This window comes from Streptosporangium sp. NPDC049046, from assembly GCF_040649155.1.
Classification (GTDB): domain Bacteria; phylum Actinomycetota; class Actinomycetes; order Streptosporangiales; family Streptosporangiaceae; genus Streptosporangium.
Map to the genome: position 1 here is coordinate 124,065 of NZ_JBEZEZ010000011.1, position 25,980 is coordinate 150,044.

Annotated in this window: 28 protein-coding genes and 1 tRNA gene; 15 read left to right on the forward strand and 14 right to left on the reverse strand. The window is 68.7% G+C overall.

From position 1 onward, the window contains the following. Positions 1-70 precede the first annotated feature (70 nt). Positions 71-319: a hypothetical protein gene (locus AB0B96_RS17800; RefSeq protein WP_350945307.1), complete on the reverse strand. Its 249-nt coding sequence runs from the start codon at positions 317-319 to the stop codon at positions 71-73. A 134-nt stretch (positions 320-453) separates the two neighbouring features. On the opposite strand from AB0B96_RS17800, the gene AB0B96_RS17805 reads away from it, so the two are divergent. Beyond that, positions 454-1,167 carry a hypothetical protein gene (locus AB0B96_RS17805; RefSeq protein ID WP_362899853.1) on the forward strand — a complete coding sequence of 238 codons (714 nt, stop codon included), beginning with the start codon at positions 454-456 and terminating at the stop codon, positions 1,165-1,167. A gap of 103 nt (positions 1,168-1,270) precedes the next feature. On the opposite strand, the gene AB0B96_RS17810 is transcribed toward AB0B96_RS17805, so the two are convergent. Beyond that, positions 1,271-1,741: a PepSY domain-containing protein gene (locus tag AB0B96_RS17810; protein WP_362899855.1), complete on the reverse strand. Its 471-nt coding sequence runs from the start codon at positions 1,739-1,741 to the stop codon at positions 1,271-1,273. Between the two features lie 278 nt (positions 1,742-2,019). Between AB0B96_RS17810 and AB0B96_RS17815 the strand changes: the two genes are divergently transcribed. The 6 genes from AB0B96_RS17815 to AB0B96_RS17840 all read left to right on the forward strand — a co-directional run bounded on the left by AB0B96_RS17815 (position 2,020) and on the right by AB0B96_RS17840 (position 6,576). Beyond that, positions 2,020-2,706: a hypothetical protein gene (locus AB0B96_RS17815; RefSeq protein WP_362899857.1), complete on the forward strand. Its 687-nt coding sequence runs from the start codon at positions 2,020-2,022 to the stop codon at positions 2,704-2,706. 190 nt (positions 2,707-2,896) lie between these two features. Further along, positions 2,897-3,811 carry a helix-turn-helix transcriptional regulator gene (locus AB0B96_RS17820; protein ID WP_362899859.1) on the forward strand — a complete coding sequence of 305 codons (915 nt, stop codon included), beginning with the start codon at positions 2,897-2,899 and terminating at the stop codon, positions 3,809-3,811. 145 nt (positions 3,812-3,956) lie between these two features. After that, complete coding sequence (locus AB0B96_RS17825) at positions 3,957-4,769, forward strand: SAM-dependent methyltransferase (RefSeq protein WP_362899861.1); 813 nt, start codon at positions 3,957-3,959, stop codon at positions 4,767-4,769. A 258-nt stretch (positions 4,770-5,027) separates the two neighbouring features. Further along, positions 5,028-5,495 carry a hypothetical protein gene (locus AB0B96_RS17830; protein ID WP_362899863.1) on the forward strand — a complete coding sequence of 156 codons (468 nt, stop codon included), beginning with the start codon at positions 5,028-5,030 and terminating at the stop codon, positions 5,493-5,495. 134 nt (positions 5,496-5,629) lie between these two features. Beyond that, positions 5,630-6,244, forward strand: coding sequence for a TetR/AcrR family transcriptional regulator (locus tag AB0B96_RS17835; RefSeq protein WP_362899865.1), 615 nt, complete (start codon positions 5,630-5,632; stop codon positions 6,242-6,244). 107 nt (positions 6,245-6,351) lie between these two features. Next, on the forward strand, positions 6,352-6,576 hold the full coding sequence (locus AB0B96_RS17840; RefSeq protein ID WP_350945315.1) for a hypothetical protein: 225 nt from the start codon (positions 6,352-6,354) through the stop codon (positions 6,574-6,576). 107 nt (positions 6,577-6,683) lie between these two features. Here the strand turns inward: AB0B96_RS17840 and AB0B96_RS17845 are convergent, their stop codons facing one another. From AB0B96_RS17845 to AB0B96_RS17860, 4 genes are all read right to left on the reverse strand, one after another. Then, positions 6,684-7,847 (reverse strand): XRE family transcriptional regulator, encoded by a 1,164-nt coding sequence (locus AB0B96_RS17845; RefSeq protein WP_362899867.1) that lies wholly within the window; start codon positions 7,845-7,847, stop codon positions 6,684-6,686. Between the two features lie 84 nt (positions 7,848-7,931). Beyond that, positions 7,932-8,381, reverse strand: a complete 450-nt coding sequence (locus tag AB0B96_RS17850) for a DUF779 domain-containing protein (RefSeq protein ID WP_362899869.1) — start codon at positions 8,379-8,381, stop codon at positions 7,932-7,934. Further along, positions 8,381-9,898, reverse strand: a complete 1,518-nt coding sequence (adh, locus tag AB0B96_RS17855; RefSeq protein ID WP_362899871.1) for an aldehyde dehydrogenase — start codon at positions 9,896-9,898, stop codon at positions 8,381-8,383. The genes AB0B96_RS17850 and adh overlap by 1 nt, the downstream gene beginning before the upstream one ends. Positions 9,899-9,996: 98 nt before the next feature. Further along, positions 9,997-11,262, reverse strand: coding sequence for a GAF domain-containing protein (locus tag AB0B96_RS17860; protein ID WP_362899873.1), 1,266 nt, complete (start codon positions 11,260-11,262; stop codon positions 9,997-9,999). Positions 11,263-11,405: 143 nt separating this feature from the next. Here AB0B96_RS17860 and AB0B96_RS17865 point away from each other — a divergent pair, with 143 nt between their 5' ends. Both AB0B96_RS17865 and AB0B96_RS17870 read left to right on the forward strand, forming a co-directional pair. Next, on the forward strand, positions 11,406-11,627 hold the full coding sequence (locus AB0B96_RS17865) for a hypothetical protein (RefSeq protein WP_350945322.1): 222 nt from the start codon (positions 11,406-11,408) through the stop codon (positions 11,625-11,627). Between the two features lie 142 nt (positions 11,628-11,769). Next, positions 11,770-14,007, forward strand: coding sequence for a family 2 encapsulin nanocompartment cargo protein terpene cyclase (locus AB0B96_RS17870; protein ID WP_362899876.1), 2,238 nt, complete (start codon positions 11,770-11,772; stop codon positions 14,005-14,007). Here AB0B96_RS17870 and AB0B96_RS17875 read toward each other — a convergent pair. The 4 genes from AB0B96_RS17875 to AB0B96_RS17890 form a co-directional block, all read right to left on the reverse strand. Continuing rightward, positions 13,978-15,249 (reverse strand): YihY/virulence factor BrkB family protein, encoded by a 1,272-nt coding sequence (locus tag AB0B96_RS17875; RefSeq protein WP_362899878.1) that lies wholly within the window; start codon positions 15,247-15,249, stop codon positions 13,978-13,980. The genes AB0B96_RS17870 and AB0B96_RS17875 overlap by 30 nt on opposite strands. A gap of 225 nt (positions 15,250-15,474) precedes the next feature. Beyond that, on the reverse strand, positions 15,475-16,092 hold the full coding sequence (locus tag AB0B96_RS17880) for a TetR/AcrR family transcriptional regulator (protein WP_362899880.1): 618 nt from the start codon (positions 16,090-16,092) through the stop codon (positions 15,475-15,477). A 15-nt stretch (positions 16,093-16,107) separates the two neighbouring features. Next, the gene (locus AB0B96_RS17885; protein ID WP_362899882.1) at positions 16,108-16,818 is read right to left on the reverse strand and encodes an ABC transporter ATP-binding protein; all 711 of its coding nucleotides are present in this window, start codon (positions 16,816-16,818) and stop codon (positions 16,108-16,110) included. Beyond that, positions 16,815-17,942, reverse strand: a complete 1,128-nt coding sequence (locus tag AB0B96_RS17890; protein WP_362899884.1) for an ABC transporter permease — start codon at positions 17,940-17,942, stop codon at positions 16,815-16,817. The genes AB0B96_RS17885 and AB0B96_RS17890 overlap by 4 nt, the downstream gene beginning before the upstream one ends. A 213-nt stretch (positions 17,943-18,155) precedes the next feature. Between AB0B96_RS17890 and AB0B96_RS17895 the strand changes: the two genes are divergently transcribed. The 3 genes from AB0B96_RS17895 (at position 18,156) to AB0B96_RS17905 (ending at position 20,471) form a co-directional block, all read left to right on the forward strand. Further along, entirely contained in the window at positions 18,156-18,581 is a 426-nt protein-coding gene (locus AB0B96_RS17895) for a hypothetical protein (protein ID WP_362899886.1), read from the forward strand. Positions 18,582-18,695: 114 nt separating this feature from the next. Beyond that, entirely contained in the window at positions 18,696-18,827 is a 132-nt protein-coding gene (locus AB0B96_RS17900) for a hypothetical protein (RefSeq protein WP_362899888.1), read from the forward strand. 129 nt (positions 18,828-18,956) lie between these two features. Continuing rightward, the gene (locus AB0B96_RS17905; protein ID WP_362899890.1) at positions 18,957-20,471 is read left to right on the forward strand and encodes a family 43 glycosylhydrolase; all 1,515 of its coding nucleotides are present in this window, start codon (positions 18,957-18,959) and stop codon (positions 20,469-20,471) included. A 231-nt stretch (positions 20,472-20,702) separates the two neighbouring features. On the opposite strand, the gene AB0B96_RS17910 is transcribed toward AB0B96_RS17905, so the two are convergent. Then, positions 20,703-21,014 carry a hypothetical protein gene (locus AB0B96_RS17910; RefSeq protein WP_362899892.1) on the reverse strand — a complete coding sequence of 104 codons (312 nt, stop codon included), beginning with the start codon at positions 21,012-21,014 and terminating at the stop codon, positions 20,703-20,705. A gap of 261 nt (positions 21,015-21,275) precedes the next feature. Continuing rightward, positions 21,276-22,346, reverse strand: a complete 1,071-nt coding sequence (locus AB0B96_RS17915) for a hypothetical protein (protein WP_362899894.1) — start codon at positions 22,344-22,346, stop codon at positions 21,276-21,278. Between the two features lie 243 nt (positions 22,347-22,589). On the opposite strand from AB0B96_RS17915, the gene AB0B96_RS17920 reads away from it, so the two are divergent. Further along, on the forward strand, positions 22,590-22,886 hold the full coding sequence (locus AB0B96_RS17920) for a hypothetical protein (protein ID WP_362899896.1): 297 nt from the start codon (positions 22,590-22,592) through the stop codon (positions 22,884-22,886). A 131-nt stretch (positions 22,887-23,017) separates the two neighbouring features. Here the strand turns inward: AB0B96_RS17920 and AB0B96_RS17925 are convergent, their stop codons facing one another. Together AB0B96_RS17925 and AB0B96_RS17930 are read right to left on the reverse strand one after the other, a co-directional pair. Beyond that, positions 23,018-23,608, reverse strand: coding sequence for a hypothetical protein (locus tag AB0B96_RS17925; protein WP_362899898.1), 591 nt, complete (start codon positions 23,606-23,608; stop codon positions 23,018-23,020). Positions 23,609-24,413: 805 nt separating this feature from the next. After that, positions 24,414-24,487, reverse strand: a tRNA-Arg gene (locus AB0B96_RS17930). Between the two features lie 293 nt (positions 24,488-24,780). Between AB0B96_RS17930 and AB0B96_RS17935 the strand changes: the two genes are divergently transcribed. Beyond that, on the forward strand, positions 24,781-24,999 hold the full coding sequence (locus AB0B96_RS17935; RefSeq protein ID WP_362899900.1) for a hypothetical protein: 219 nt from the start codon (positions 24,781-24,783) through the stop codon (positions 24,997-24,999). A 162-nt stretch (positions 25,000-25,161) separates the two neighbouring features. Continuing rightward, positions 25,162-25,968 (forward strand): aminoglycoside phosphotransferase family protein, encoded by an 807-nt coding sequence (locus AB0B96_RS17940; protein ID WP_362899902.1) that lies wholly within the window; start codon positions 25,162-25,164, stop codon positions 25,966-25,968. Positions 25,969-25,980: the final 12 nt, after the last annotated feature.

Here is a 25,980-nt window from a genome sequence, read left to right on the forward strand (position 1 = left end):
GCGAGATGGCGGATAACCGAATGTGGCGAACCGCAGGTGGGGCTGCTTCCAGCGGGTGAAGCCCGTCTCGCTACGTCGTGCCGCGCGTTTTCGAGGGGTCTCGCTCGTCGTCCTCGCCCAGGCGTTTGAGAAGGTCGTCGCGCCTGGCTTCGAGCTCGCCGACCAGGATCTCCTGCTCGTCGGCCTGATTGATCAACATTGCCCGTTCGACGGCGTCGGTGGGGCCGATCTCTCCCACCTGCCCACGCAGCTCCGCGACCTCGGCACGCAGTCTCTCCAGGTCCTCTTCGACCTGCCGCAGTTCTTCCTGAAGACTCATTCGCTGTCCATACCCCTGCTTTCGGCCTTGACTCCACGGCCTTGACCTCACGCTCCGGGCCATAGCGGCCCGGTGACCGGGAGACGCATCGCGCGGTGGCGGAACCTGATCGACTCGACCGGTGTATCTCCCGCATGAGAAGAATTCTTTTACTTCTGGCGCTCATCGTCCCCCTGCTGGCCCTGGGCGCCCCGGCGCGGGCGGGAGGCTGGGCACTCACCGTGATGGACCCGGTCCCGGTGACGAGCCCGGACACGACGTACACCCTCGGCTTCTGGCTGCTCCAGCACGGCACCCATCCGTACGAGGGTGACGACCTGGGTGAGGTCGCGCTGGAGTTCACCGACGGGAAGAAGACGCTCCGGTTCCCCGGCGTGGCGCTGAAGGAGCCCGCCCACTACGCCACCGCGGTCTCCCTGCCCAAGGGCACCTGGGAGGTGACCGCGATCCAGGGCTGGTTCCCGTCCTACCGGATCGGCACCCTGGCCGTGCCGGGACGGTTGGAGGTCGCCCCGGTTCCCCCGGACCTCAGGCCGGCGATCACCGGCCAGCAGCCGCCTGAGGAGGATCACTGGGGGGCGATTCGCCCGCCGAGGATTCCCCTCGGTGACGGCACTCCCGGCTTCCTCCCGTACAGGTCCGCCACTCCCACGCCCGTCGCCACCCCGGCGGCACCCGCCGGAGGCTCGCCAGGAGAGACGACCACCGTCGCGGTCGTGGAGCGGGGAACCTGGTGGCGGCCCGGGTACGCGGTGACGGCGCTCGCGGGGGTCGCGGGGGTCGCAGTCCTCGCCGCGCTCGTCCACCGGATGCGGCGGGGCCGGATCACCGGCGTTCCGCCTCGGTGACCCCCTCCCGTGTCCGGTGACCGCCGTCGCGTTCGGCCGGCATGGACAAGGAGCCCGTGACACGCGAGGTGTCACGGGCTCCTTGTCACTGTTCGTCTTTATGTCAGTCGTCGTCCTGGTCGTCATCGTCATCGTCGATGTCGTTGGCGTCATCGGCGGCGTCGGCGGCCCGTTCCGCGGCGGTCTCGGTCTCCTGCTCGTGCTCCAGGATCGCGCCGGTGGTGGCGTCGACGTCGAACTCGTGCTCGACGTCACCCTCATGGAACTCGATCTCCCACTTGGTGGGAGTCTCGTCGCCGTCGAACTCGGTCTTGACGAGCCTGGCGCCGGGAACCTTGTCCTGGGCGATCTTGATGGCCGCGTCCCGGCCGACCTTGGCCTCCGCCTCTCCGGGCGCGGGGGTCGCGGGAGCGGTGCCGGTCCCCGGCGTCTCGTTGACCGGCGCGGGAGTCGTCGCCGTACCGCTGGGGGCCGGAGTGGGCGTCGCGGTTCCGGCGAAGGCTACTGCGCTACCTCCGGTGACGACGGCGAGGAGTCCGGCGGCGGCGATGGTGAGTTTCGTCGTGTTTCGCATGTCCCAAAGCTTGCCGGGGGCGTCGTTAGCGGCACGCTGCGGCAACCCTAAAGGCAGGTTAAGACCGTCGAGCGGTTCCGGGCCTCGGATTTCGCCCCCCGTCGGCCCTTTCCCGATGAACCGGCCATGCCGATGCTGCGTACCTGCCGGTGAAAGCGACCTCGAAATCGACGGCGCGAGCCGGGACCAGTCGCCTGGTCCGGCTCGGGTCCGGGCGCGATCCGCCGTCGTGCCCTCGCGTCGTCGATGACGCGGATCTCCACGCCGGAAGGACTGGGATGGACGACATCACGGCCTGGCGAGGAGTCCCTGCAGGGACTCCTCGCCTCCGCTCGGAGGCTTCGTGCCCCTCCTGGTGCGAGCGCGAGCATTCCACCACGTACGTCACCCACACGGCCGACATCGCCGAGCTGCGCAACCCCGACGGGTCCACGGTGACCGTCACGCTCTCCCAGCACGTCCAGCCGGGGTACGTGGGGGAGCGGGTCGTGCGTGTCTACACCTGCCTCGGTGCGGAGACCGGCATCGCCGACCTGTCACCGGACTCCGCGGAGGCCGTCGGACGTTCGATCGTCGCCTTCTCGCCCGACGGGTCCATGCGCGCGTACGGGCTCGCCCTGCAGCGGGCCGCCGCGCACCTGCTGCTTCCCGGGCTGGAGATGTCCCGCGACGGGCAGGGCGCGACGGGGCCGGTCAAGGTGTCCGCCCCCACCGCCGTGTCGCCCTCGCAGGAGAAGCTGTTCAGGATCGCGTACCTGTCCGGGTACCTCGACGTGACCAGGGCGCCGGCGCCGTTGAGCGGGGGAGTGGTCGAGCGCCGTCTCAGCCGGGTGCTGTCGCCGAGGGAGACGAGCGAGTTGTGCGACATCGTGCGCGGCATGCTGTCGCGCCGTACCGCCGCGAACCGGGGAACCCTCCGCGACGACGCGTACGAGGACTCGGGGGACCTCGCCGCGGGGCTGTAGGGCCGAGCGGCTTTACCGGCGATTCCCTAGGGGTGATGAATTCACCGACATTCGCCTACAAAGGTAGATTTGTAGCTATCTGCAGTCGCAGATGCAAGTGCAAACGCAAGTGCGTGTCCGGCGGAGCTGTGCGAAACACGCTGTATGTGTGAAACTGTGGCACCGTAGGAAGGCGCGACAGGGAGCCCGCATGGCCGGACAGACCGCGAAAGACAGCGGTGAGCAGGGTGGCGTTCTCGCGTACGCGGGTGGTGGTGGTCCCACGATCCTGCGGATTCTGCTCGGCGCCCAGCTGCGGAGGCTGCGCGTCGCCAAGGACATCACCCGCGAGCAGGCCGGTTACGCCATCCGTGCCTCCCACGCCAAGATCAGTCGGCTGGAGCTCGGGAGGGTCGGCTTCAAGGAACGCGACGTCGCGGACCTGCTGACGATGTACGGGGTGACCGACCCCGAGGAAAGGGCCCCGCTGCTCACGCTGGCCCGCCAGGCCAACGCCCCCGGCTGGTGGCACAAGTACGGAGATCTGCTGCCCAACTGGTTCGAGGTCTACGTCGGGCTCGAAGAGGCCGCCTCGATCGTCCGGACCTACGAGGTGCAGTTCGTCCCGGGCCTCCTGCAGAGTCCCGAATACGCGCGGGCCGTCATCATGCTCGTGCACGGCGCCGCCTCCACCGACGAGGTCGACCGCCGCGTCTCGCTGCGGATGGCCCGCCAGAAGCGCCTGACCAGGCCGGACGCCCCGACGCTCTGGGCCGTGATGGACGAGGCCGTGCTGCGGCGGCCCATCGGCGGCCCCCACGTGCTGCGCGCCCAGCTCGACCACCTGCTCGACGTGGTCGAACTGCCCAATGTCAGGCTGCAGATCATGCCGTTCGAGCGGGGCGGCCACGCCGCGGCCGGCGGTCCGTTCTCCATCCTGCGCTTCCCCGAGCGGGACCTGCCCGACGTGGTCTACATGGAGCAGCTCACCAGCGCCCTCTACGTGGACAAGCTCGAAGAGACCGACCACTACATGCAGGTCATGGACCGTCTGTGCATCCAGGCGTACTCCGTCTCCGAGAGCAAGCGGTTCCTGCGCGACCTCCGCGAGGAACTCTCGGTCTGATGCGGTTCGGCGTGGTTTCACGGGACCGGTGAGGTCCGCTGACCTGGGGAAACCGCATTCGGTCATCAGACGAAATGTCGGTTCATGATCTGAAGGCGTCGATCACTCGTCTACCATTCGAGAAAGAGATGGTGAAGGCGAGGACATGACTGAACACGAGCAGGCTCCGCCGGGAATCGACCCTACGGTCCCGAGTGTGGCTCGTATGTACGACTACTACCTGGGAGGCAAGGACAACTTCGCCTCCGACCGGATCGCCGCCGAGAAGATCGTTGAACTCGTCCCCAACGTCAAGGACGTGGCGCGCTCCAACCGCGCCTTCCTCGGGCGTACCGTGCGGCATCTCGCCGCCTCGGGAATCCGCCAGTTCATCGACATCGGCACGGGACTGCCGACCCAGGAGAACGTGCACCAGGTCGTCCTGCGCGAGGCGCCGGACTCCCAGGTCGTCTACGTCGACAACGACCCCATCGTGCTCGTCCACGCCCGCGCACTTCTCGCCGACAACACGCAGACCGTGGTGATCCCCGGTGACCTGCGGGAACCGGGGGCGATCCTCGACCATCCGGAGGTTCGCGAGCGCATCGACTTCGACCAGCCGGTCGCCGTCCTCATGGTGTCCATCCTGCACTTCGTCGCCGAGGACAAGGAGGTCGCCGACATCGCCGCCTCCTTCGGGAAGCGGCTGGTCTCCGGCAGCCACCTGGTGATCTCCCATGTCACCTCCGGCGACCTCACCGAGGAACAGGTCCGGCAGGGCCGCGGCGTCTACGGGACGACCACGGCGGGCGGCATCTTCCCCCGCACCCTCACCCAGATCCGCGGCCTGTTCGACGGGCTGGAGGTGCTCGAACCCGGCCTGGTGCCCGTCTACGACTGGAGGCCCGACGCCGGCGACGTCGTCATCCCGCCGGGAGCCGGCGCCGTCACCGTGGGAGCCGTCGGGCGGGTCCCGTAGAAGTCTCGTCTCCCGTCCGCGTTCCTCCCCGGAGCGCGGACGGGAACCTCGGAAGAGTGTGAAATCCCGGAGCGCGGAACCTTGGCGGGGCCGTGGGACACCCGGAGCGGGGGCACGACGTCCTTTCCGGTCCCCGGGTCCCTCACGGGACCCTCGATTCCGTTCGGGCGCCCTCGGCGCGAGACACGGTGACCGCGCTCCCGATCGGCGACGCCCGCGAACGGTGAACCCGCCGGGGCCGGTGAGCGTATCTGAAGGATGTTGACACATTCGCGCCGGACCGGTGTCGCCAGGAACCTCCGGGTGGTCGCCACGGTGATCCTCACCCTGTCCTTCTCCCTCGCCTGCAGCGCGGACCAGCCCGCGAGCGCCCCCGCCGCGGCCGGAAACGCCGTCCCCGCAGTCCCCGCGGGCCCGCCTCCGACCGTCGAGCAACTCGCGAAGAAGGTCGACTGCAAGCCCAGGATCCAGGTCGACGCGGTCGACATCCGGACGGGAGCCTGCAAGACCTCCGTCGGTCAGTTCTTCATCAGCACCTTCGTCACCCAGTCCGGCAAGGACCAGTGGATGGACCAGGCGCCGGAGTACAACCCCCACCTCGTCGGAGAACTGTGGACCGTACTCGGCGCCAGGAAGGTCCTGGACGAGTTGCGCGTGACGCTCGGAGGAGAGCTGCACCTGACCGACCACCGGGTGACCCCGACCTCCACACCGCCCGCCGGGTGACATGTGCCCCCCTGCTCCGCACCGGGTGAGCGCCCGGTGCGGGCCGGGGCGCCGCTTGTCATAGCGGTGCTAGATGTGCGAGCGGCGTTATTAATAACAAGGGGCGACTTAATAGCGGTGCTAGCATCAGCGTGATGTCCACACAGGAGCGCCGTGAGCGCGAGCGGGCGCGGCGCCGTCGGCTGATCGTGACGGTCGCCCGCGAGCTGGCCGAGGCCGAGGGGTGGGAGGCGGTCACGACGCGCCGTCTCGCCGAACGCATCGAATACAGCCAGCCGGTCCTCTACAGCCACTTCGCGGGCAAGGACGCCATCGTGGCGGCCGTCGCGCTGGAGGGTTTCGCCGAGCTCACCGCGGAGCTGGGAAAGGCCCGACTGAGGGCGGAGGATCCGCGCGAGGCCCTCTCCGCCCTGATCCACGCCTACGCCGACTTCGCCCGGCTGAACCCGTCGCTGTACGACGCCATGCTCACCCTCGCCGTCGACCTGCCCTTCGGCCGTCCCGGCACGCCGGCCCCGCTCCAGGCCGCCTTCGCCGAATTCCGTGAGGCGATCGCCGCCTTCGCCGACGACCGCGACACCGGAGTCCTCGCCGAGATCGCCTGGGGGTCAGTGCACGGACTCGTCACCCTCACCCGCAGCGGACGTCTCCCGGCGGCCCACCACGAGCGGCGGCTGGCGATGCTGATCGACCAGCTCACCGCGCCCGCCGGCGGTGGCCGTCCCGCGCCCGCCGCCGGCGGTGGGTGATCCCGCGTAGGCGTTTCCAGCAGAATTATCGGCGAGGGCGAACTTTATCCCTGAATGAAATAGACGCGGCATTGCCTGCTGATTCGCCGGTCCGTAGCATCCGTCCCATGTCCATCACGCGTGAGTTCGCCTACGCATCATCCTCGCGTCCCGCCGACGGTGAATGTGTCTGGTATCGCTCAAAGGGCGACATTTACGACTTGATTCGCACGGGCAGCGACGGAGATTTCCGATACCACGCCTTCCACGCCCGCGACGGCCGCTATCTCCAGGCCTTCGCCTCCTGGCAGGACGGCCTGGAGTGGATCAGGGAGCGTGTCGAGGGCGAGTGAGCGGGTGGCGGGGCGACGCGGGGTGGTCACGGGGGGAGGCTCCGCGAAGCGGTCGCGACGAGCGTCACCGCACGGCGCGACCGGCGGCCGGTGCCGCGAAGGAGCGGTCAGGGCACCGGCCGCAGCGCCGGGCGACGGTCGGGCAGGTCGGGCAGGTCGAGCAGTTCGCGCACCCGTGAGACGGGCCAGGCCAGCTGGGCGGCGAGCAGTTCCGTGGTCAGGCCGGTCTGCGAGACGGCGAGCTCGAAGGCCCGGTGCAGCAGCACGGGCTGCTCGTCGGGGTGGCCGCCGATCGGCTCGGCGGCGAAGCCCGGCTGGTCGCGCAACGTCTTGAGCCGCCGGTGGGCGCGGCTCGCCGCGGAATCGGAGATCAGGCCGGCCTCGCGGCAGCGATGCAGCAGGGAGTCGACCGGCACGCCCCAGGTGCGCTTGAGCTCGACCAGCCCGCGCAGGTCGAGGCGGTCCGGCAGCTCCGGCAGGATGCTGTCGCGCGGGGTGAGGAACTCGGCGGCGAAGACGTCGGCCTCCCGCTCCTGCCGGACGTCTCCCGAGGCCGTGTCGCCGTGCAGCACCAGGTGGCCGAGCTCGTGGGCGGCGGTGAACCGGTGGCGGTGAACGTCGTCGCACCGGTTGGCGGTCAGCACCACGATCGGGCGGGGCAGCCGGGAGGTGGAGAAGGCGTCCACCGTGACGGTGTCCTCGTCGTCCTCGCCGGGTGGGAGGAAGACCACGACGATCCCGTGGGCCTCCATGTGCCGGACGAGGTGCGACAGCGGGCCGGTGCCCAGCCCCCAGAGCCTCCGCAGCGCGCGGGCGGCCCGGGCGGGGTCGCCGGGCGGCTCCACGCCGGAGTGGACCTCGCCGCCGGAGGGACCGGGAAGGACGACGGGGGGCAGCCCGACCTGACTCTCCAGCGCGTGGGCCAGTTCCCAGACCTGCTCGACGAAGGCCGCGGCCTTGGCCCGCTGGTACGCGCGGGCGGAGCGCGGGCTCCCGAAGTGCGCGATGGAGCCGTCCAGCCTGCCGTGCGGGCGGCCCAGCAGGAAGAACGCCGGCGGCACGCCGAGTGCGTCGGCCAGGCGGGGAACGAGGTCGGGCCGGGGGCGGCTCATGCCCGTCTCGTACTGTCCCACCGCCGCGGGGGTGACCCCGATCCGCTCGGCGAGGTCCTTCTTCGTCATCCCCGCCAGCTGCCTGGCCTGGGTGAGCCGCCCCTGGTCGAACGCGTCGGCGACGGCCTGCGGGCTCTGTGCGGAGTTCCGCCGGTCCATGGGCGACCTCCGCTCACGCTTCGCCCGGTGTCAGGCGATCACCGCCGACACTTCATTTCCGTGCATCGTACTCCCGCTGTGACCCTATTTGATGTTGTATGTCCCCGTATCACGGTCGGCGCCGCTCGGTGGGTGAGGCTCCGCCAGGATCCGCTCGGCCTCCTCGTCGGTGAACAGCCGGGAGCGGATGAGGAAGCGCACCCCCTCGGGGGCCTCCAGGGAGAATCCGCTGCCACGGCCGGGAACCACGTCCACCGTGAGATGGGTGTGCTGCCAGTAGGCGTACTGGGAGGCGCTGATCCAGAACGGGGTGTCCAGGGCCAGCACGCCCAGCAGCAGGTCCACGCCGCCGACCCGGAACTCGCCCCGGGGATAGCACATGGGCGAGCTGCCGTCGCAGCAACCGCCCGACTGGTGGAACATCAACGGGCCGTGTCGCCGGTGGAGCACGGTCAGCAGTTCCTCGGCCGCGGGGCTGAGCCGCACCCGCTCCACTCGGAGCGGATGCGGCTCACCGGTGGGGCCGGTCGGCATCAGAAGAAGCCCAGTCTCTTGGGCGAGTAGCTGACCAGCATGTTCTTCGTCTGCTGGTAGTGGTCCAGCATCGCCCTGTGGTTCTCGCGGCCGATGCCCGACTGCTTGTAACCGCCGAACGCGGCGTGCGCGGGATAGGCGTGGTAGCAGTTGGTCCACACCCGCCCGGCCTTGATCGCCCGGCCGAACCGGTAGGCGGCGTTCACGTCGCGGGTCCACACCCCGGCGCCCAGGCCGTACAGGGTGTCGTTGGCGATCTTCAGGGCCTCGTCCTCCGAGTCGAAGGTCGTCACCGACACGACCGGCCCGAAGATCTCCTCCTGGAAGACGCGCATGTCGTTGCTGCCCTTGAAGACCGTCGGCTCGATGTAGTAGCCGCCGTCCAGACCGGGAACCGTGCGCGGGCCGCCGCCGGTGAGCAGCTCGGCCCCCTCCTTCAGCCCGATGTCGATGTAGGACAGGATCTTCTCGTACTGGTCGTTGCTCGCCTGCGCGCCGATCATGGTGGCCGGGTCCAGCGGGTCGCCGCCGACGATCGCCCTGGTACGGTCGAGCGCCCTGCTCATGAACTCGTCGTAGATGGACGCGTGGATCAGGGCCCGCGAGGGACAGGTGCACACCTCGCCCTGGTTCAGGGCGAACATCACGAAACCCTCGACGGCCTTGTCCAGGAAGTCGTCGTCGGAGGCCGTGACGTCGGGAAGGAAGATGTTCGGGCTCTTACCGCCGAGCTCCAGCGTCACCGGGATGATGTTCTCCGAGGCGTACTGCATGATCAGCCGCCCGGTCGTGGTCTCGCCGGTGAAGGCCACCTTCGCCACGCGCGGGCTGGAGGCGAGAGGCCGGCCCGCCTCCGCGCCGAACCCGTTGACGACGTTGATCACACCGGGCGGGAGCAGATCGGCGATGAGCTCCATCACCAGCAGGATGCTGGCGGGAGTCTGCTCGGCGGGCTTGAGGACGACGCAGTTGCCCGCGGCCAGGGCGGGGGCGAGCTTCCACACCGCCATCAGGATGGGGAAGTTCCACGGGATGATCTGGCCCACCACGCCCAGCGGCTCGTGGAAGTGGTAGGCGACGGTGTCCTCGTCCAGCTGGCTGATCCCGCCCTCCTGGGCGCGGATCACCCCGGCGAAGTAGCGGAAGTGGTCGACGGCGAGCGGCAGGTCCGCGGCGAGCGTCTCGCGCACCGGCTTGCCGTTCTCCCAGGTCTCGGCGACGGCGAGCCGCTCCAGGTTCTCCTCGATACGGTCGGCGATCCGGTTGAGGATGTTCGACCGTTCGGCGGGCGAGGTCCGGCCCCAGGAGTCGGCCGCGCGGTGGGCGGCGTCCAGCGCCAGGTCGACGTCGGCCGCGGTGGAGCGGGCCACGCTGGTGAAGGTCTTCCCGGTGACCGGGCTCGGGTTGTCGAAGTACTCCCCGTTCACCGGGGGCACCCACTCGCCGCCGATGAAGTTGTCGTACCGGGCGGCGTAGGTGACGATGCTTCCTTCGGAACCGGGTGGTGTGTAGACCATGACTCCGCCTTCCTTCACATGGCTGTAACAGAGCCAACGATGGAGGGCCGAGGTTGGTGAAAGGTTGGCGTCCGGCCGATGCCGGGGGAGGGGCGAGGTCAGTCGCTCCGCGCCGTGCGGTGGCGGGCGAGCGCCACGGCCCTGCGCGGGTCATCGGCCCCGAGGACCGCGAGGGTCCGCTCGTGTATCTCCAGGTCGTACGGGTGCAGCTCGCCGAAGCGGAACACCGGACCCGGACCGGGCCAGCGCAGCACCGCCTCACGCAGCGCGACCTCGATGTGCTCGCGCCAGGTCCTGACCCCAGGCGCGTCCGACCACGGCAGCAGAGGGCCGCCGTAGAGCCGCGCCGCCGTCTCCACCCGCCCGGCGCCCAGCGCGGCGAGCACCTCGGCGGCGTCGCAGTCCAGGGGCGCGGTCAGCTCGTAGCGCCGGGTGGCCAGCGCGCCGGAGAGCGCCCGCCGCAGGTGGGAGACCTCCGCCTTGAGGGTGGTCGCGGCGACGTGCCGCTCGCCGTACAGCTCGTCCATCAGCCGCTCGGGGGACATCCCGGGCCCCTGCGGTCCCGAGAGAGCGAGCAGGGTGAGGATCTCCAGCTGGCGAGGGGGCAGCTTCAGGGGAACGCCGTCACGGGTCAGCTCGGCGCCGCCGAGGGCGCGCAGCCGCAGGCCGCTCTTCTTGCCGGTACTTCCGGCGAAGAAGCCCTGAACGGAGGGTCCGCTCGCGGACGGAGGGCTCATCCGTTCGGCCAGCCGGCTCTCGATGGCGCCGACCAGGGTGTGCAACGCGGGCATGGCGAGGGGATGCGAGCGCTCCCAGGTGCTCGACAGGTCGAGCACGCCGAGAACCCGGCCGCCGGGGGACCGGATCGGGGCGCAGTAACAGACCCACCCGTGCAGGGCACGCACCAGGTGTTCGGCCGAGAACACCTGGGTCGGGCGGCCGGTGCGCAGCGCGAGGGAGAGGGCGTTGGTGCCCATGGCCTGTTCGTCCCAGCGCCCTCCCGGGGCGAAGTTCACCGCCTCGGCCCGCCGTCGCATGACCCGGCCGCCGCAGGTCCACATGATGGTGCCCGTCTCGTCGGTGACCGCCGCGATGAAACCGCCGTCCTCGGCGATCCCGCGCAGCTCGTCGGCGACCGTGGCCAGGGGCTCGCGCAACGGCGAGGCTCTCCAGCGCTGCAGGGCTTCGCCCTCCTCGGGGGCGCTGTCCTGCTCGGGTCTCACCGTCGCGATGGACCGGCCCCAGGAGTCGACGATCTCCTTCCTGAGCCGCTCGCGGTCATGCGGACGCCCGCCCTGGACCCAGCGTGCCCACTCCAGCTCCAGGTTGGTGCGATGCCGGCGTAGCGCCTGGCTTCCTTCCATACCTGCCTCAAACCCGTCGACGCCTACCGTGATGATGCCTCACCGTGCGCCGGGACGCACCCCTTCGGGACGCGCGTTCACATCTCGGGCGAGCGTAAAAGGACCTGCGAATTGTCGGTGGGGCAGGGAAGGATGGCTCCATCATGGTTATCACCCCCTCCCTTCCTTTCGCCGCCACGACCTCCCCGAGCGGGGACATCGTGGTCTTCTACGTCGGCGTCGAGCCCCGCATGACACCGGAGCAGGCGCTCGCGTTCGCCGACCGGCTCCGTGACCTCGCGACCGCCGTGTCGCGCCCGGGTCGCGAGGAGCACCGGTCGGCGGGCGCCGGATGTCCTGATCGTGCCATGGCCTATTCGGGGTAATCCCTTTCACTCTCCGTGGTCGTTGCGTAGCGTTCTGCCTGTCGTGGCTCCCGGGTGAGGGAGCCGCCTCGTCGACTCGTCATGCCCCCTGATGCCCAGGGCGCTCCCGGACGCGTCGATATCGGATACGGAAGGACAGAACATGCAACCCTTCGAGCTTCCTGACTTCTATCTGCCGTATCCGGCCAGGCTGAACCCCCACGTGGAGACCGCGCGAGAGCACACCAGGGCCTGGGCGTACGACATGGGCATCCTCGACCCCGACCTCGGCATCTGGGACGAGCGCAAGCTCGACGCCATGGACTACGGCCTGCTGTGCGCCTACACCCACCCCGACGCCCCCGCCGCCGAGCTCGACCTCATCACCGACTGGTACGTGTGGGTCTTCTTCTTCGACGACCACTTCCTGGAGACCTTCAAGCGCAGTGGCGACCTGACGGGGGCGAAGGAATACCTCGACAGGCTGGCGGCCTTCATGCCGGTGCATCCCACGGGGCCGCCTCCCGAGCCGGAGAACCCGGTGGAGCGCGGCCTGGCCGACCTGTGGGCCCGGACGATCCCGGCGATGTCCGCCGACTGGCGGGCACGCTTCGTCGAGAGCACGAAGAACCTGCTCGACGAGTCCCTGTGGGAGCTCGCCAACATCAACGCGGGACGCGTCGCCAACCCGATCGAATACATCGAGATGCGACGCAAGGTCGGCGGCGCCCCCTGGTCGGCGAACCTGGTCGAGCACGCCGCGGGCGCCGAGGTCCCGGCTGTCATCGCCGCGAGCAGGCCGATGCGCGTGCTGCGAGACACCTTCTCCGACGGGGTGCACCTGCGCAACGACCTCTTCTCCTACGAGCGGGAGGTCGGCGACGAGGGCGAGCTCAGCAACGGCGTCCTGGTCTTCGAGCGGTTCCTGGGCTACGACACCCAGCGGGCCGCCGACGCGGTCAACGACCTGATCACCTCCCGGCTGCACCAGTTCGAGAACACCGCGCTCACCGAGCTGCCCCCGCTCTTCGAGGAGCACGGCCTGGACCTGAAGTCCCGCCTCGACGTCCTCGCCTACGTCAAGGGACTCCAGGACTGGCAGTCGGGCGGCCACGAGTGGCACATGCGCTCCAGCCGCTACATGAACGGGGCCTCATCTGCCGACCCGGTGGCCCCGGCCCTCCTCGGCGGGCCCACGGGCCTGGGCGTCTCGGCGGCGCGCATCCGGCTGGCGCCCGGCATCACGGGCCCGGGGGGCCCGAGAAGCCACACCCACGTCCCGCTCAGGAAGGTGGGGCCGCTGCCGCTGCCCGAGATCTACATGCCGTACACGGCCCGGATGAATCCCAACCTCGACAGTGCCCGCCGCAACACGGTGGAATGGGCGCGCGAGATGGGGATGTTCGAGCAGCTGCCCGGCTTTCCCGGCCTGGCGATCTGGACCGAGCACAAGCTCGACACCTACGACTTCGCCATCTGCGCGGGAGCCATCAATCCGGACGCCCCCGGCCCCGAGCTGGACATCTCGACCTTCTGGCTCACCTGGGGAACCTACGCCGACGACTACTTCCCGCTCGTGTTCGGGTCCCGCCGCGACATGGCGGGCGCGAAGGCGTTCAACGAGCGGCTGTCGGCGTTCATGCCGCTCGACCTCTCCGCCACCCCGCCTCCGGTCAACCCGATCGAGCGCGGCCTCGCCGACCTGTGGTTCCGTACGGCGGCCTCCATGACGGAGAGCGCGCGCGCCAGGTTTCGCCGGGCCGTCCAGGACATGACGGAGAGTTGGCTGTGGGAGCTGGCCAACCACATCCAGAACCGGGTCCCCGACCCGGTCGACTACATTGAGATGCGCCGCAGGACCTTCGGCTCCGACCTCACGATGAGCCTGTCGCGCCTGGCCCACGGCCAGGCGGTGCCGCCCGAGATCTACCGCACCCGGACGATGCGCGGGCTGGACGACTCGGCCGCCGACTACGCCTGCCTGGTCAACGACCTCTGCTCATACCAGAAGGAGATCCAGTTCGAGGGCGAGCTGCACAACTGCGTGCTCGTCGTCCAGGACTTCCTGAACTGCGATCCGCAGAAGGCGGCCGACATCGTCAACGACCTGATGACGTCGAGGATGCGGCAGTTCGAGCACATCGTCGCCACCGAACTCCCCGCCCTCTTCGACGACTTCGACCTCGACGGTGAGGCGAGGAAGACCCTCGACGGATACGTGCGGGAGCTGCAGGACTGGATGGCGGGTGTGCTGCTGTGGCACATGAAGACCCGCCGCTACGACGAGGCCGAGCTGCACCACCCACCCGCGACGACACGTCCTCTCGTCCTCTCCGGGCTCGGCACCGCGGCCGCACGCGTCGGGTCCCCGCTACGGGCGGTGCCGGCCTCGCTCTCCTGACGCGACAGGGGGTTCGGGGCCGGAGCCTTCCCACTGTCTCACCGGAGGTGTCGGCGGGTGAGGGGCGGCCGTCTGGGCTCGACGGTCCTCAGGAAAATCTCGGCTGCCCCTCGCCGAGGAGCGCGCCCGTCGCGTTCTGAAGTCGTACCTGCGTGGCACGGGTCGTGGCCGCACCCACGCCTGCGCTTCCGTCTCCCGTTTTGTTCGCGGGTCCGTCTGTGCCTTCGGGGTCGTCTCCTCGTCGTCCGTCCGCGGCTTCTCCTCCGGGCCCGTCTGTGCCGATGGCCCCGTCCTGATCTCGGGGATCGCCGGTGCGGTGACGACCTCGGTGCGAGGCTCGCCGACGGGCCGCCGGGTGGCCAGGTCGAGGACCGTGCCGTGGCGGCTGGTCGCGGCGTGCGAGGCGGCGAACAGGATGAGCACGTTCACCAGCTTCAGGAAGAGCAACATGCCCACCGCACCCGCGACCACCTTGTACGCGGGATTCGCTGAACTGATGTTGAAATAGACCTGTCCGATCGTCTTCAGCAACTCCAGGCCGATGGTGATGACGAGGGCCGGTCCGACGACCCGCCGTGGCGACAGGCGCAGCCGAGGGGGCAGCGTCATCAACGCCGTCGAGAGCAGGAAGTTCACGCAGATGCCGAGCACGAAGGTGGTCGTGGACAGGGCCCAGCGCGCCGGTAGCGCCTCGACCCCGATCGTATGCTCGGCCAGCCAGATGAGCGCGCTCTGAGTGCCGAAGGAGAGGGTGAGCGAGATCGAGAGCAGCAGCCCGAGCGCGACCATCACGGCCAGGTCGAGCAGCCACCGCAGGAAGAAACCGCCCGGATACTGCTCCAGACCCCAGACCGCCCGGATGGAGGAGCGCATCGAGTCGATCCAGAACACGCCGGTCAGCGGAAGGCCGAAGAAGGCGATCAGCCCCGCCGTGTCCCGCGCGTCGCGCAGTGCCTGCACGTCCAGTCGCGGGAACGTGTCGCTCAGGTAGTCCTCCACCTGACCGAGCGCGGCGGGGGTGTCCAGCACATGGCCCATGATCACGAAGGACAGCAGCGCGAGCGCGAAGGTGGCGTAGAACGCGTAGTAGGTCATTCCCGCGGACAGGCGGCCCGCGTCGGTGCGGTCGTAGTGGACGGCCGCCCGGACAAGATGGTCGAACCAACCGCACCGGTTCCGTACCGCGGTCCATGCTCCGACGAACCCGCTGGTCCACCGGCTCGCCCCGGAGGTGGCCTTCATGACTGGGCACCCTACCCTCAGGTGGGCGTTTCACCGCTGGTGAGTCGGGGCGACGTCGCGATTCCTGTGACAGCGGAACGTCTTCACCGAGGAGGAGCCGCGGCGACAGACGGAGAGGGGGCGCGAGCGCTTCGACGAGAAATGACCTTGTTAGCGGCCAACGCCGGCCGAGGTACGAAGGCGCCGGAGAACCCCTGGTCCCGCGCTCCTGCCCTGATCGGCCGGTCAGGTGTGGTCGCTCCTCTCCCGCGGACCGGCCGGTGCGGAGGAGGCGGTCAGGTAGGGGGCGAGGAGTTCCCGGGTCCGCGCGCGGATGTCGCGCTCGTCCGATCCGGACTCGATCATCTTGGAGGCCGCGTACACGACGGCGTTGATCAACTCGGCGGTCGTCTCCGGAGCGGGCGCGCCCATCTCGGCGAGCGCCCCGACGAGCGGGTCCAGCATCTGCCGGTGCATGACGCCGCTCTTCTCGTCCAGTTCCCTGCCGGGGGCGACGACGGTCAGGGCACGGGCGATGGCGTGCTCTCCCTCGGAGACCAGGCACAGGTTCGTGTCCACGTAGGCCAGGACCCGCTCGCCGGGGGTGGGGGCGACGCGCATCGCCTCGGTGACGCGCTCGGACCAGCGGGGGAAGACGTCCTGGATCAGGGCGTCGAGCAGGTCCTGCCGCGAACGGAAGTACTGGTAGACCGACGAGCGGGCGAGCCCGGCACGGGCCGCGACCTCGGCCAGGGCCGGGGCCTGCTCCGCCCCCTCGGCGAGGATGGCCCGGGTGGCGTCGAGGAGGGTCCGCAGCTGCGCGGCACGGTGCTCCGCGACCGTGGGAGCACTGATACGTGGCACGGACCCTCCTCGCTTTCAGCCGGACAGCCGCCCGTCGGTCATCTCCACGATCCGGTCGCAGTGCTCAAGCACGTCATGGTCGTGGGTGACCATCACGGTAGCAACCGCGGACTGCTTGGTCTCCTTGGCCAGCAGGGACACCACCTCGTGGCTGCGGGCCCGATCCAGCGCGGCCGTCGGCTCATCGACCAGCAGCAGGGACGGGGTCGCCATCAGGGCGCGGGCGATACCGATTCGCTGGCGCTCGCCACCGGAGAGCTGGTGGGGACGCCGGTTGGCCTTGTGCCCCATGCCGACCTCCTCCAGCAGCTGCCGGGGATCACGGTGGTTCTCGCCGCCCCCCGCCAGATGTGTCACCAGACGCAGCTGGTCGAGCGCGATCAGCGCGGGCAGCAGGTTGCCGCTCTGGAAGACGAACCCGATGTGGTCGCGGCGGTAGGCGGCCCGGTTCGCGGGGCTCATGGCGGCGATGTCGTGACCGTCGATGGTGACGGTTCCCTCGTCGGGGGTGGTCAGCGCCCCGGCGACGGCGAGCAGGCTCGACTTCCCCGCTCCTGAGGGGCCGACGACGGCGACGAACTCGCCCGGTTCGACGCTCAGGTCGACGGCGTCGAGCGCCGTGACGGTGCTGTCGCCGTCCCCGAGACGCAGGGTCACCCCGGCGAGGACGAGCCCGCTTCCGGTGTCGGCGGCAGGACGGTCCTTGGCGCTCTTCGTACGGGTCATCGTTGTCCTCCCAGGGCGGCCAGCGGGTCGACGGCGGCGATGCGGACAATGGCGGCGGCCGCGCCGAGCAGGCCGAGGACGACCAGCAGCACGCTCGCGAGGCCCACCGCGGGGGCTTCGAGAGTGAAGGGGATGCCGCCGCCGATGGCGCTGCCGAGGCCCACTCCGACCGCCACGCCGACGCCGGTGGAGGCCAGCAGGACGACGGAGGCCTGGAACAGGCCGTCGCGCAGCAGGTAGGGCTTGGAGGCCCCCATGGCCCGGAGCACGGCGAGCTCGTGCTTGCGCTGGATGGTCCACACGGTGAAGAACGCGCCGACAACGAGGGCCGAGATGGCGTACAGGAACACCTGGATGAGGCTGAGTGTCGAGGTCTCGGCGGTGTAGCCGGGCGAGGCGCCGAACGATTCGGTCAGGGTGACGCTGGTGGTGCCCGCGGCGCCGTCTCCGGCCGCGAGGTTCAGGGTGGCGCCGCTCTCGGCCCGGATGGCGACGGCCGTCGCCTCGGTCATCGCCTCGGGGCGTACCTCGTCGTCGGGGCCGGCACCGGTGTGCAGCCGCTGCCAGGTGGCCAGCGGCAGGTAGGCGACGTCGACGTGACCGAAGGTGTGCTGGTCGGCCGTCGCGCCGATCACGGTCAGCTTGGTGCCGATCCGGTCGACGGTCACGACGTCCCCGACGCGCAGGCCGTCGTCCAGCGCGCTGGCCGACACGACGATCCCGTCCGCCGCGCCCAGCCCGGTGCCCTCGGCGACCTCGGGGGCGAGGAACGAGTCGGGGTTCACCCCGAACAGGGCGAGGTCGATCGGCAGGTCACGGTCGCTGCGGGTGTTCACCAGGAGGTTGCCGAAGGGCTCGGCCTCGGCGACGCCCGGCTGGGTCCTCCAGGTGTCGACCTGCTTGACGTCGACCACGCTGCGAGAGAACGCCGCGTCCAGCTTGGTGCCCTCGCCGAACGCGAACGCGGTCACCGGGAGGCGCTTCAGTCCGGAGACACCGTCGTTCACCAGGCCGGACGAGAGGCCCGACAGCAGCACCATGAGCACGGCGATGAGCGCGACCACACCTCCCATCAGGATGAAACGGGAACGCGCGAACCGTAGTTCGCGCATGGCAAGAAACATTTTTCCTCTCCTTTCTCGGTGGTCATGCAGTTTCTCGACACAGTGTCGGCAACTATACCGACAGCGTGTCGGGAACATGTCGCGGGCAGTTGGAAGCGGTAGGGACGGCGCCGGGTCGGATCACCCCGAGGTGTGCGAAGCGGCTCGGCTGGTCGCGACGGTGCGGCAGCGCATATGTTTGGGGCGACCGTCGCCGACGAAAGCGCGGAGATCGTGGCAGAAGATGGCGTACCCCCTGTCCCCGGCACCGTGGCCACCGCCCGGATCGGTGCGGCTCTGGCCGTGGCGTCTGCGTTGAACTACCTCCTCTGGCTGGGCTGGGACCGGGAACGGGTTGTCGAGTCGGACGGGAGTCTCAGCGGCCCCTATGAGGCGTGGCAGGTGGTCGGCCTGGTGGCCGGCCTGGGAATCCTCGCCGTGCTGGCCGGCAGGCTCGGCCTCCCCAGGATCGGCACGCTCGGCGTCGCGGGTGTGATGTGGTTGTGCTGGTCGATCGACGCCGCGATGTCGGACGACGGCGGTCTGTGGGTCGTGGGCGCGGTGATGTTGCTGCCCGCCGTCCTGCTCGGTGTCGGTCTGGTCGCGTTCCTCGCGGCTTCCGGTAAAACCGCCGGTCGGAAGGCCCGGCCTGGGGAGTGACCCGCGCGCGGGACTCGCCGACCCCTCTCACCTGCGCGGTGGCGGTGGCCGGTTCTGTCGAGGGTGCGGGTCCGTCGGTGGTGCGGCCGCCGCGTCCTTGTCGTAGGAGCGTCCTTGCGGAACGCGCCCCTTGAGGTCGTGACGGCCGGCGTCTATGACGGCGACCACCGTCCCGCTGCCTCCGAACAACCGGTGTGCCTGCTCGATCCGCGGCGCGCCCAGGTGCCGGAGGCGGCGGGAAATTGACGCTCACTCTTGACGGCAGCAATGTTTGCGTTAACGCTTTGGGCGGAAACCTCCGCGAAATCCCCTCGTGACTTTCGCGGTTCGTCATCCATTTCTTGTTAGCGTTAACATTTGTTGGGAGATACGAGCATGCTGCGCATCACCCCCCGCGCGGCGGTCGAGACCGTGACGATCCGGCGAGCGGGCAGCCGAAAGCTCCTGTGCCGCTCGTCGCGGTCGGCGGTGACGGCCGTCATGGTCGTGCTGAGCCTGATCGCCACCCTGCTGACCGCCCCCGCCGCCCATGCCGCACCGGCCGTCCAGTACACCAACCCCCTGGTCGCACAACGAGCCGATCCCCACATCTTCCGGCACACCGACGGCTACTACTACTTCACCGCCACCGTTCCCGAATACGACCGCATCGTGCTGCGCCGAGCCATCACCCTGCAGGGCCTGTCCACCGCGCCGGAGACGGTGATCTGGCGCAAGCACACGAGTGGTGAGATGGGGGCCCACATCTGGGCACCGGAGATCCACTTCATCAACGGCAGGTGGTACGTCTACTTCGCCGCCGGCCGTGCCGACGACGTCTGGCGGATCCGGATGTACGTCCTGGAGAGCAGTGCCGCCAACCCGCTGACCGGCAGCTGGACCGAACGCGGCCGGATCGTCACCCCCTGGGACACCTTCGCGCTGGACGCCTCGACGTTCGTCGCGGGCGGCGTCCGGTATCTGACCTGGGCGCAGCAGGAACCCGGCATCGCCACCAACTCGAACCTGTACATCGCCCGGATGGGAACCAACCCGTGGACCATCACCGGGCCGACGACCCGGTTGACCGTGCCGACCCTGGCCTGGGAGACGCGCGGATACAAGGTTGCCGAAGGGCCGTCGGTGATCCAGCGCAACGGCCGGATCTTCCTCACCTACTCCGCCAGCGCCACCGACGCCAACTACTGCCTCGGCATGCTGACCGCCTCGGCCTCGGCCGACCTGCTCAACGCCTCCTCCTGGACCAAGAGCCAGAATCCGGTGTTCGCCACCAACGCCGCGACCGGCCAGTACGGGCCGGGGCACAACTCCTTCACCGTCTCCGAGGACGGGCAGAGCGACATCCTCGTCTATCACGACCGCAACTACCGGGACATCTCCGGCGACCCGCTCAACGATCCCAACCGGCGTACCAGGCTCCAGAAGGTGTACTGGAAGGCCGACGGCACCCCCGACTTCGGCATCCCGGTGCCCGACGGGATCTCGCCGGTGCGGCTGAGGTCCTACGACCAGCCCGACCGTTTCGTTCGGCACTGGGAGTATCGGGCCCGGATCGACGCCAACGTCGCACCGCTGGCCGACTCCCAGTTCAGGATCGTCCCCGGGCTGAACGGTGGGACGACGGTGTCGCTGGAGTCCACCAACTTCCCCGGCTACTACCTGCGGCACCGTAACCACCAGGCGTGGGTGGAGCGCAACGACGGCTCGGCGATCTTCCGCGCCGACGCCACCTTCACCCGCAGGACCGGCCTGGCCGACGGTTCGGCGGTGTCGCTGGAGTCCGTCAACTTCCCCGGCTACTACCTGCGCCATCGCGACCTCCAGATGTGGGTGGAGCGCGACGACGGCTCGGCGACCTTCCGCGCCGGTGCCACCTTCACCCTGGAGTGACCCGCACCGTCGTCAGCGTCTGATCACCTACCGGCCGACGGCCGGCATGGTCGCCTTCGAGCACAACCTGTTCCTCGTGGCGGTTCTCTTTCGGCGCCGGTGCGCTGAGAACCTTCACCCGGGTAGGCGGCGCCCATGGACGGCGAAGAGTTCCTGTCACACCTCATCGTGATAGGAGCTCTTCGCCGACGGCACCGCCGGCCACGCCCCGGCGGTGCCGCCATACCCGCGTCAGGAGAGCGGACGTACGTCCACGCCGTAGCTCAGGCGGTCGATCCACGTTGGTCCGCAGCTCGCCGTGCTCCACTGACCGCTGTTGGTCGTCACCCATCCGCCGTCCCTGCGGCCGTTGCTGCACTGGACCCACGCGCGGAACTCGTAGGCAGGGCCGATCGTCGCGCATCGGGCGGAAAACGAGTTCTGACCGAAGGTGTAGTCACAGCCGTCGGCCCCTGCCGACGCCGGGCTCAGCGCACTCGACCCGACGGTAACGGCTCCCACCGCGAGCACGGTCGCGGCGAGGACACGCAGGATTCTTCTCATACCCTCTCCTAAACACTGATGACAGCTGGCCGTTCAACGTTCCGTACAACCCGGTTCGCGCCTTACTCCGGGGACGTGCAACAGAGGGAGCTCTTAGGAAACTTTCCTAAATAAAAGATACGTCCAAGCCGGAGCGCGTCAACCCCGCGCGTACCGGCAACCGCATCCGTCCAGTGAATGCCGGAAGAAGATCACGCCATTCCGTACATGTTCCGGATCTTGGTCTGCCAAGGACTGTGAGTGAAAGACCGCATCGGCTGGTTACGCCCCTGCACCCGGCAAGCTCGCAGGTCGATACTGCCGCCCCGGTGGAGTGCATTCCCCGATCCCGTGGTCGCGATGGCAACGGGGATCCCAGTGAGAACCGTAATGCAGCAGCGAAGCGGCCAGGTCGGGGTGGGCGGCAGCCCAGACGTCATCGAAGACGAACCACTGGCGGTAGCCGGAGTAGTCATCGATATGGATGGCCATCTGAGCCACGTGCTCGCTCTGCCGGATGATCGTACGGTGCGGATCGCGACCCCGGGCAGGCGCGAACCCCTGCAGCAGGCGTAGCCCGATCTCGTGTGCCTGCTGGTGAGCGCCATATGTTTCCGAGATGTCCTGCTCGAAGTCGGGCCAGCGGTTGCAACGCTCCAGGGCCGGCCCGATCTCGTCCTCACCGGGTGCGACCAGGGCGCGCAGGACGGCCAGTTCCCCGGACCACTCATCGATCGGGGCGTCCGTCTCCCGCAGGGTCGCCGCGAGCCGGGGTAACCGGGTGCCGGGAAAGCACGCCGGCATGTTCCAGCCCATGCTGTCGAAGGTGCTGTAGAAGGTCAGCACGACCGCGTAGGTCGCCCCTTCACCTCCGGGTGGCGCGGGCGTTGCGGGCCAGGTCGTCACCGGAGAGGTGAACGACCGGCTGGCGGAGAAGCCGGGAGGGACGTCGGGGAGTTTCCATCCGTCGTGCAGCAGGTAGGCCCAGCGCTCCGGTTCGGCGGCCACGAGAGCGTCCTCGACGAAGAAATAGGCCAGCATGACCTCGTCGTCATCGGTGAGCACCCGCACGCTGTGCTCGTCGACCCGTAGCTCCTGCTCGACGTCGAGGTGTTCCTCCAGCAGGCGGTGCAGCTCCGCTGTGCTCCGGGGCGCGGGCAGCCCGGTCTCGAAGATGGTGGACAGGCCATAGACGCTCGCCCCGAGTTCGCGCGTGATCCACTCATAAGCGTCACCGCTTCCCGCCTCGTCCCAGACCCTACGGAACCAGTCGAGCACCGTCGCGTCGGGAAAATGCCGCACCAGCTTGCCGGAGGGGCCCTCGTAGACGCTGCGGTAGATGAAAAAGACCATGCCGCAGACCATCTCAGACGGTACTGACAGAACATGATCCGTCAGCTTGCCATGCTTGGTGGTCGTCCCGAATGAGACGCCACTTGGTGGCACCGGTTTTCCAGAGGGCCGAGTTCCGAGCGGCAGTGCCTTCTACCGGGGGGAAATTACGTCCATCGCACTCACGCAATGAAGATCACCATTCATGTGTCCCGCACCGGTAGGCCGTTGGCACAATGGCTTGGAGATCGAGAAGGTGACGCCGTGGAGGACCACAAACGCGCTCTCATCAACCAAATGGCTGCGCGGATTGACCTGTACGACTCGGGCGAGATTTCCTTACCCAAGCTGGTCGAAGACCTCCGCGGCCTGTTCGAGGCCGCCGATCCGCGCGAGCTGAGCATCAGGGACTCGTTCGAGGAAACCTGGACCGAACTCGATGCCGAGAGCGAGCTCAGGACGGAGGCATGGGCACCTCCAGGCCTTGCCGATGACGCACACCTGCGCGAGATCCTCCAGCGGCTGCGCTCCTGGATCGAGTGGTGCGGCCTCGCCTTCTGATCCGTACAGTGATCCGCTCGAGAAACCTGCCCCGCATCTGCTTGGTGAGCCGTACGGCAACGCGTCAGGGCACTGGCGCGGCGACGGTGTCCTGATTACCCAACGTACGGACTAGAAGATCAGTCTGACGCCTACTCCACCCACCACCAACCGTCTCCAAGATCGTGTGTGGCGTTGCCGAGATCACCGCTCGCCGTCTGGACCGTCGTGCCTCGACCATCGGAACCCGGTACATGGGCGATGCCCCTGCCGGTCTCCGCCCGCCAATCCTCGAACACCGGCAGGTAGAGCACGTCGCCCTGTGGCCGTACCTGACCGTCTATCGACAGATACCTCATCCACCCGGGCACGGTGAGCGGCCGGTGGTGTTCGTGGTCGGCGGCGAGTTCAGCGAATGCGTCCCGGTGGGACCGGACCAGGTCCTCCGCATACAGGGCTTCCCAGTCAGCGGTTCTGACCACCGCTCCGGCACCGAGGGCAAGCAACAGCGCGGCGATACACCGGCCATAGTCCCTGAAGGACAGATAGGTCATCACCACCGTGATCGACCGACTGATCACCCACAACCAGGCCGCCGTGATTGCAAGCCCGGCGAACAGCTCGGACACCCTGAACACCGGAATCCAGAAGTACTCCAGCGCCACCAGCGCGAGCCACGCGAGTGACACCATCGTGAGCGCCGGCCGGCTCAAGGGCTTCTTCTCACTGGATGCAGTCGACACGGCGTGAAGTTTTCCGGAGCGACCAGCGGCCGAGCTACATCTGAACAGGTAATTTCACACCGTTTGCACGCTTCCCCCACATATCCTCAGTACTGCTGACTGATCCTTGAGCTCGGAGACAGATGGTCGACTCCCCAGGAGATCTGGGAACTGATCTTTCTCATCGACGACTGGGAAGCTCTGCGCGGCGCTCCGCCGACCGACGACGAGCTTCGAGAGCCGGCAGGAAAGATCGTCGATTTCGCGAGGACGGTGCTTGAGGCGGAGGCAGACCCGGGATCGTAGTAGGGGAAGCTGCCGTCAGGCTGGTGATCACCCTGGAGCCGAGTGCCCTCACCGCAGGCACAGCGGGTCTCAGGGGGGCTGCGTCCCGAGCGGAGACAGGGCCTCTGAACAGGGGGGCGGCTTTTTTCGCACCGCGACTGCTGAAGATCATCCCGCATATATCCCGCAACGGCTATTCATCGACCTTGGGCGTGCCTGACACGCTCTCGCAGCCGGTGTAGGCGGCGGTCGTACTGACCGGCGTAGGACTTCTCGGCCTTAAGGAGATGCGGCCGGTGCCGATCCCGCCGGAACTGGTGGCCATCCTGCGTGACCACATCGACCGTCACGGCGTCGCCGCCGATGGCCGGCTCTTCCGGAACCGCCGGTCCCACCTGGGGAAACGGGGCCGGATCCATTCCGCGTATGTTCCGTGACCGGTGGCATACGGCTGCTTCCGGCTACCTGTGGCTGCCTGAGAGGCACGGGCCGCGGACAAGCAAAAGACCAGGTCAGCGGCTAGATGACCTGGTCTTGGCAGCGCACCCTGCAGGATTCGAACCTGCGACCGTCGGATTAGAAGTCCGGTGCTCTATCCAGCTGAGCTAAGGGTGCTCCCGCTTAATTGTGCATGATCCGGGGAGTGCTCATGTATCGGTTTCCTGGCTGTGTCGTGAGGATCACCCCGTGAATCCTCCGGATCCTGTAGGGAGCGTCGCGGATGCCGAGTGTGGGCGAGCGGGGCCGGGAGGTCCAGGGGTGCGCCCAGGGGAGGCCCGAGGGCAGGTTTTGCCTGGTTATGCACCTGCTTTGGGGCGGATGCCCCCGCGTGTCGAAGTGATGATCCTCGCTCGGGATTCCACGATTCGCGCCCCTGCCCGGCCGGTCACCAATCTATGCTGGACAGCATGCCGTACCTCGAAGAGCGCGTCGACACCGTTGAGACCGACAGTACCGAGATCAAAAGTCGTCTCGGTGTGCTCGAACGATCCGTCGGCAACATTGAGAAGAACACCGCGGTCATGCGCGACGACATCGCCGAGTTGAAGGCCGGGCAGATCGAGATCCGTGACCTGCTCGCTCGCGTGGTGGCACGCCTCGAAGGCGTGCCAGGCCAGACCGCCTAGATCAGGCGCGAAGCGCGGTCGGCGACCGGGCAGGGGCGCGAACGGCCGACCGGCTCGGCGACGGTCGATCGGTGAGAACGGCTTCCGGCTGTCCCGGCGTGTGAAGATCGGTCTGTCCGAATCGTTCTCCTGAGGAGACGGGGCGGTCTAGGCTCGTATGCCATGTTCGTCGCGACGGCCCAAGAGGAGATTCCCCTTCTGGGCGGTGATGTCACCGACGGGGTGGTGCGGGTCGGGGACACCGTCCGGCGGCCCTGCAGGGCCTCCACGGCTTCGGTGCACGCACTCCTGCGTCATTTGGAGCGTTCTGGGTTCGAAGGGGCTCCCCGGGCGCTGGGGGTGGACGAGCGGGGCAGGGAGATCCTGAGCTATGTCGAGGGGGAGTCCGCGGTCAGGCCGTTGCCTTCGTTCGCACTCACCGAGGAGTCTCTGGCCGGGCTGGCGCGGCTGCTGCGCGCTTTTCACGACGCGGCCGAGGGGTTCGTCCCGCCGCGGGAGGCGGTCTGGGAGGCGGGGTCCAACGACGACGCGGCGCCGCGGCTGGTCGGGCACTGCGACGTCAACCTCGACAACGTGATCTTCCGTGACGGGCTTCCCGCCGCGCTGATCGACTTCGACATGGCCCGGCCGACGACCCGGCTGTTCGACGTGGTGACCACGCTGCGGCACTGGGCGCCGATCGCCGATCCCCTCGATCTGGAGCCGCTCCAGCGTCGTCTCGACGTCGGTCCCCGGCTGCGCCTGTTCTGTGACGCGTACGGCCTGGAGCCCCGTGATCGCCGGCGCCTGCTGGATCTCGCCCGGCTCCGCTTCGACCGCTCCTACCACGCGATGCGGGCCAAGGCCGAGGCGCAGGGCGGGAACGGCGGGTGGGCCCGGATGTGGGCCGGTGGGGCGGGGGAGCGCATCCGGCGGGCCTGTGTGTGGCTGGAGACCCACCAGGATGAACTCCATGAACACCTCGTTTAGCCGACTGATCGT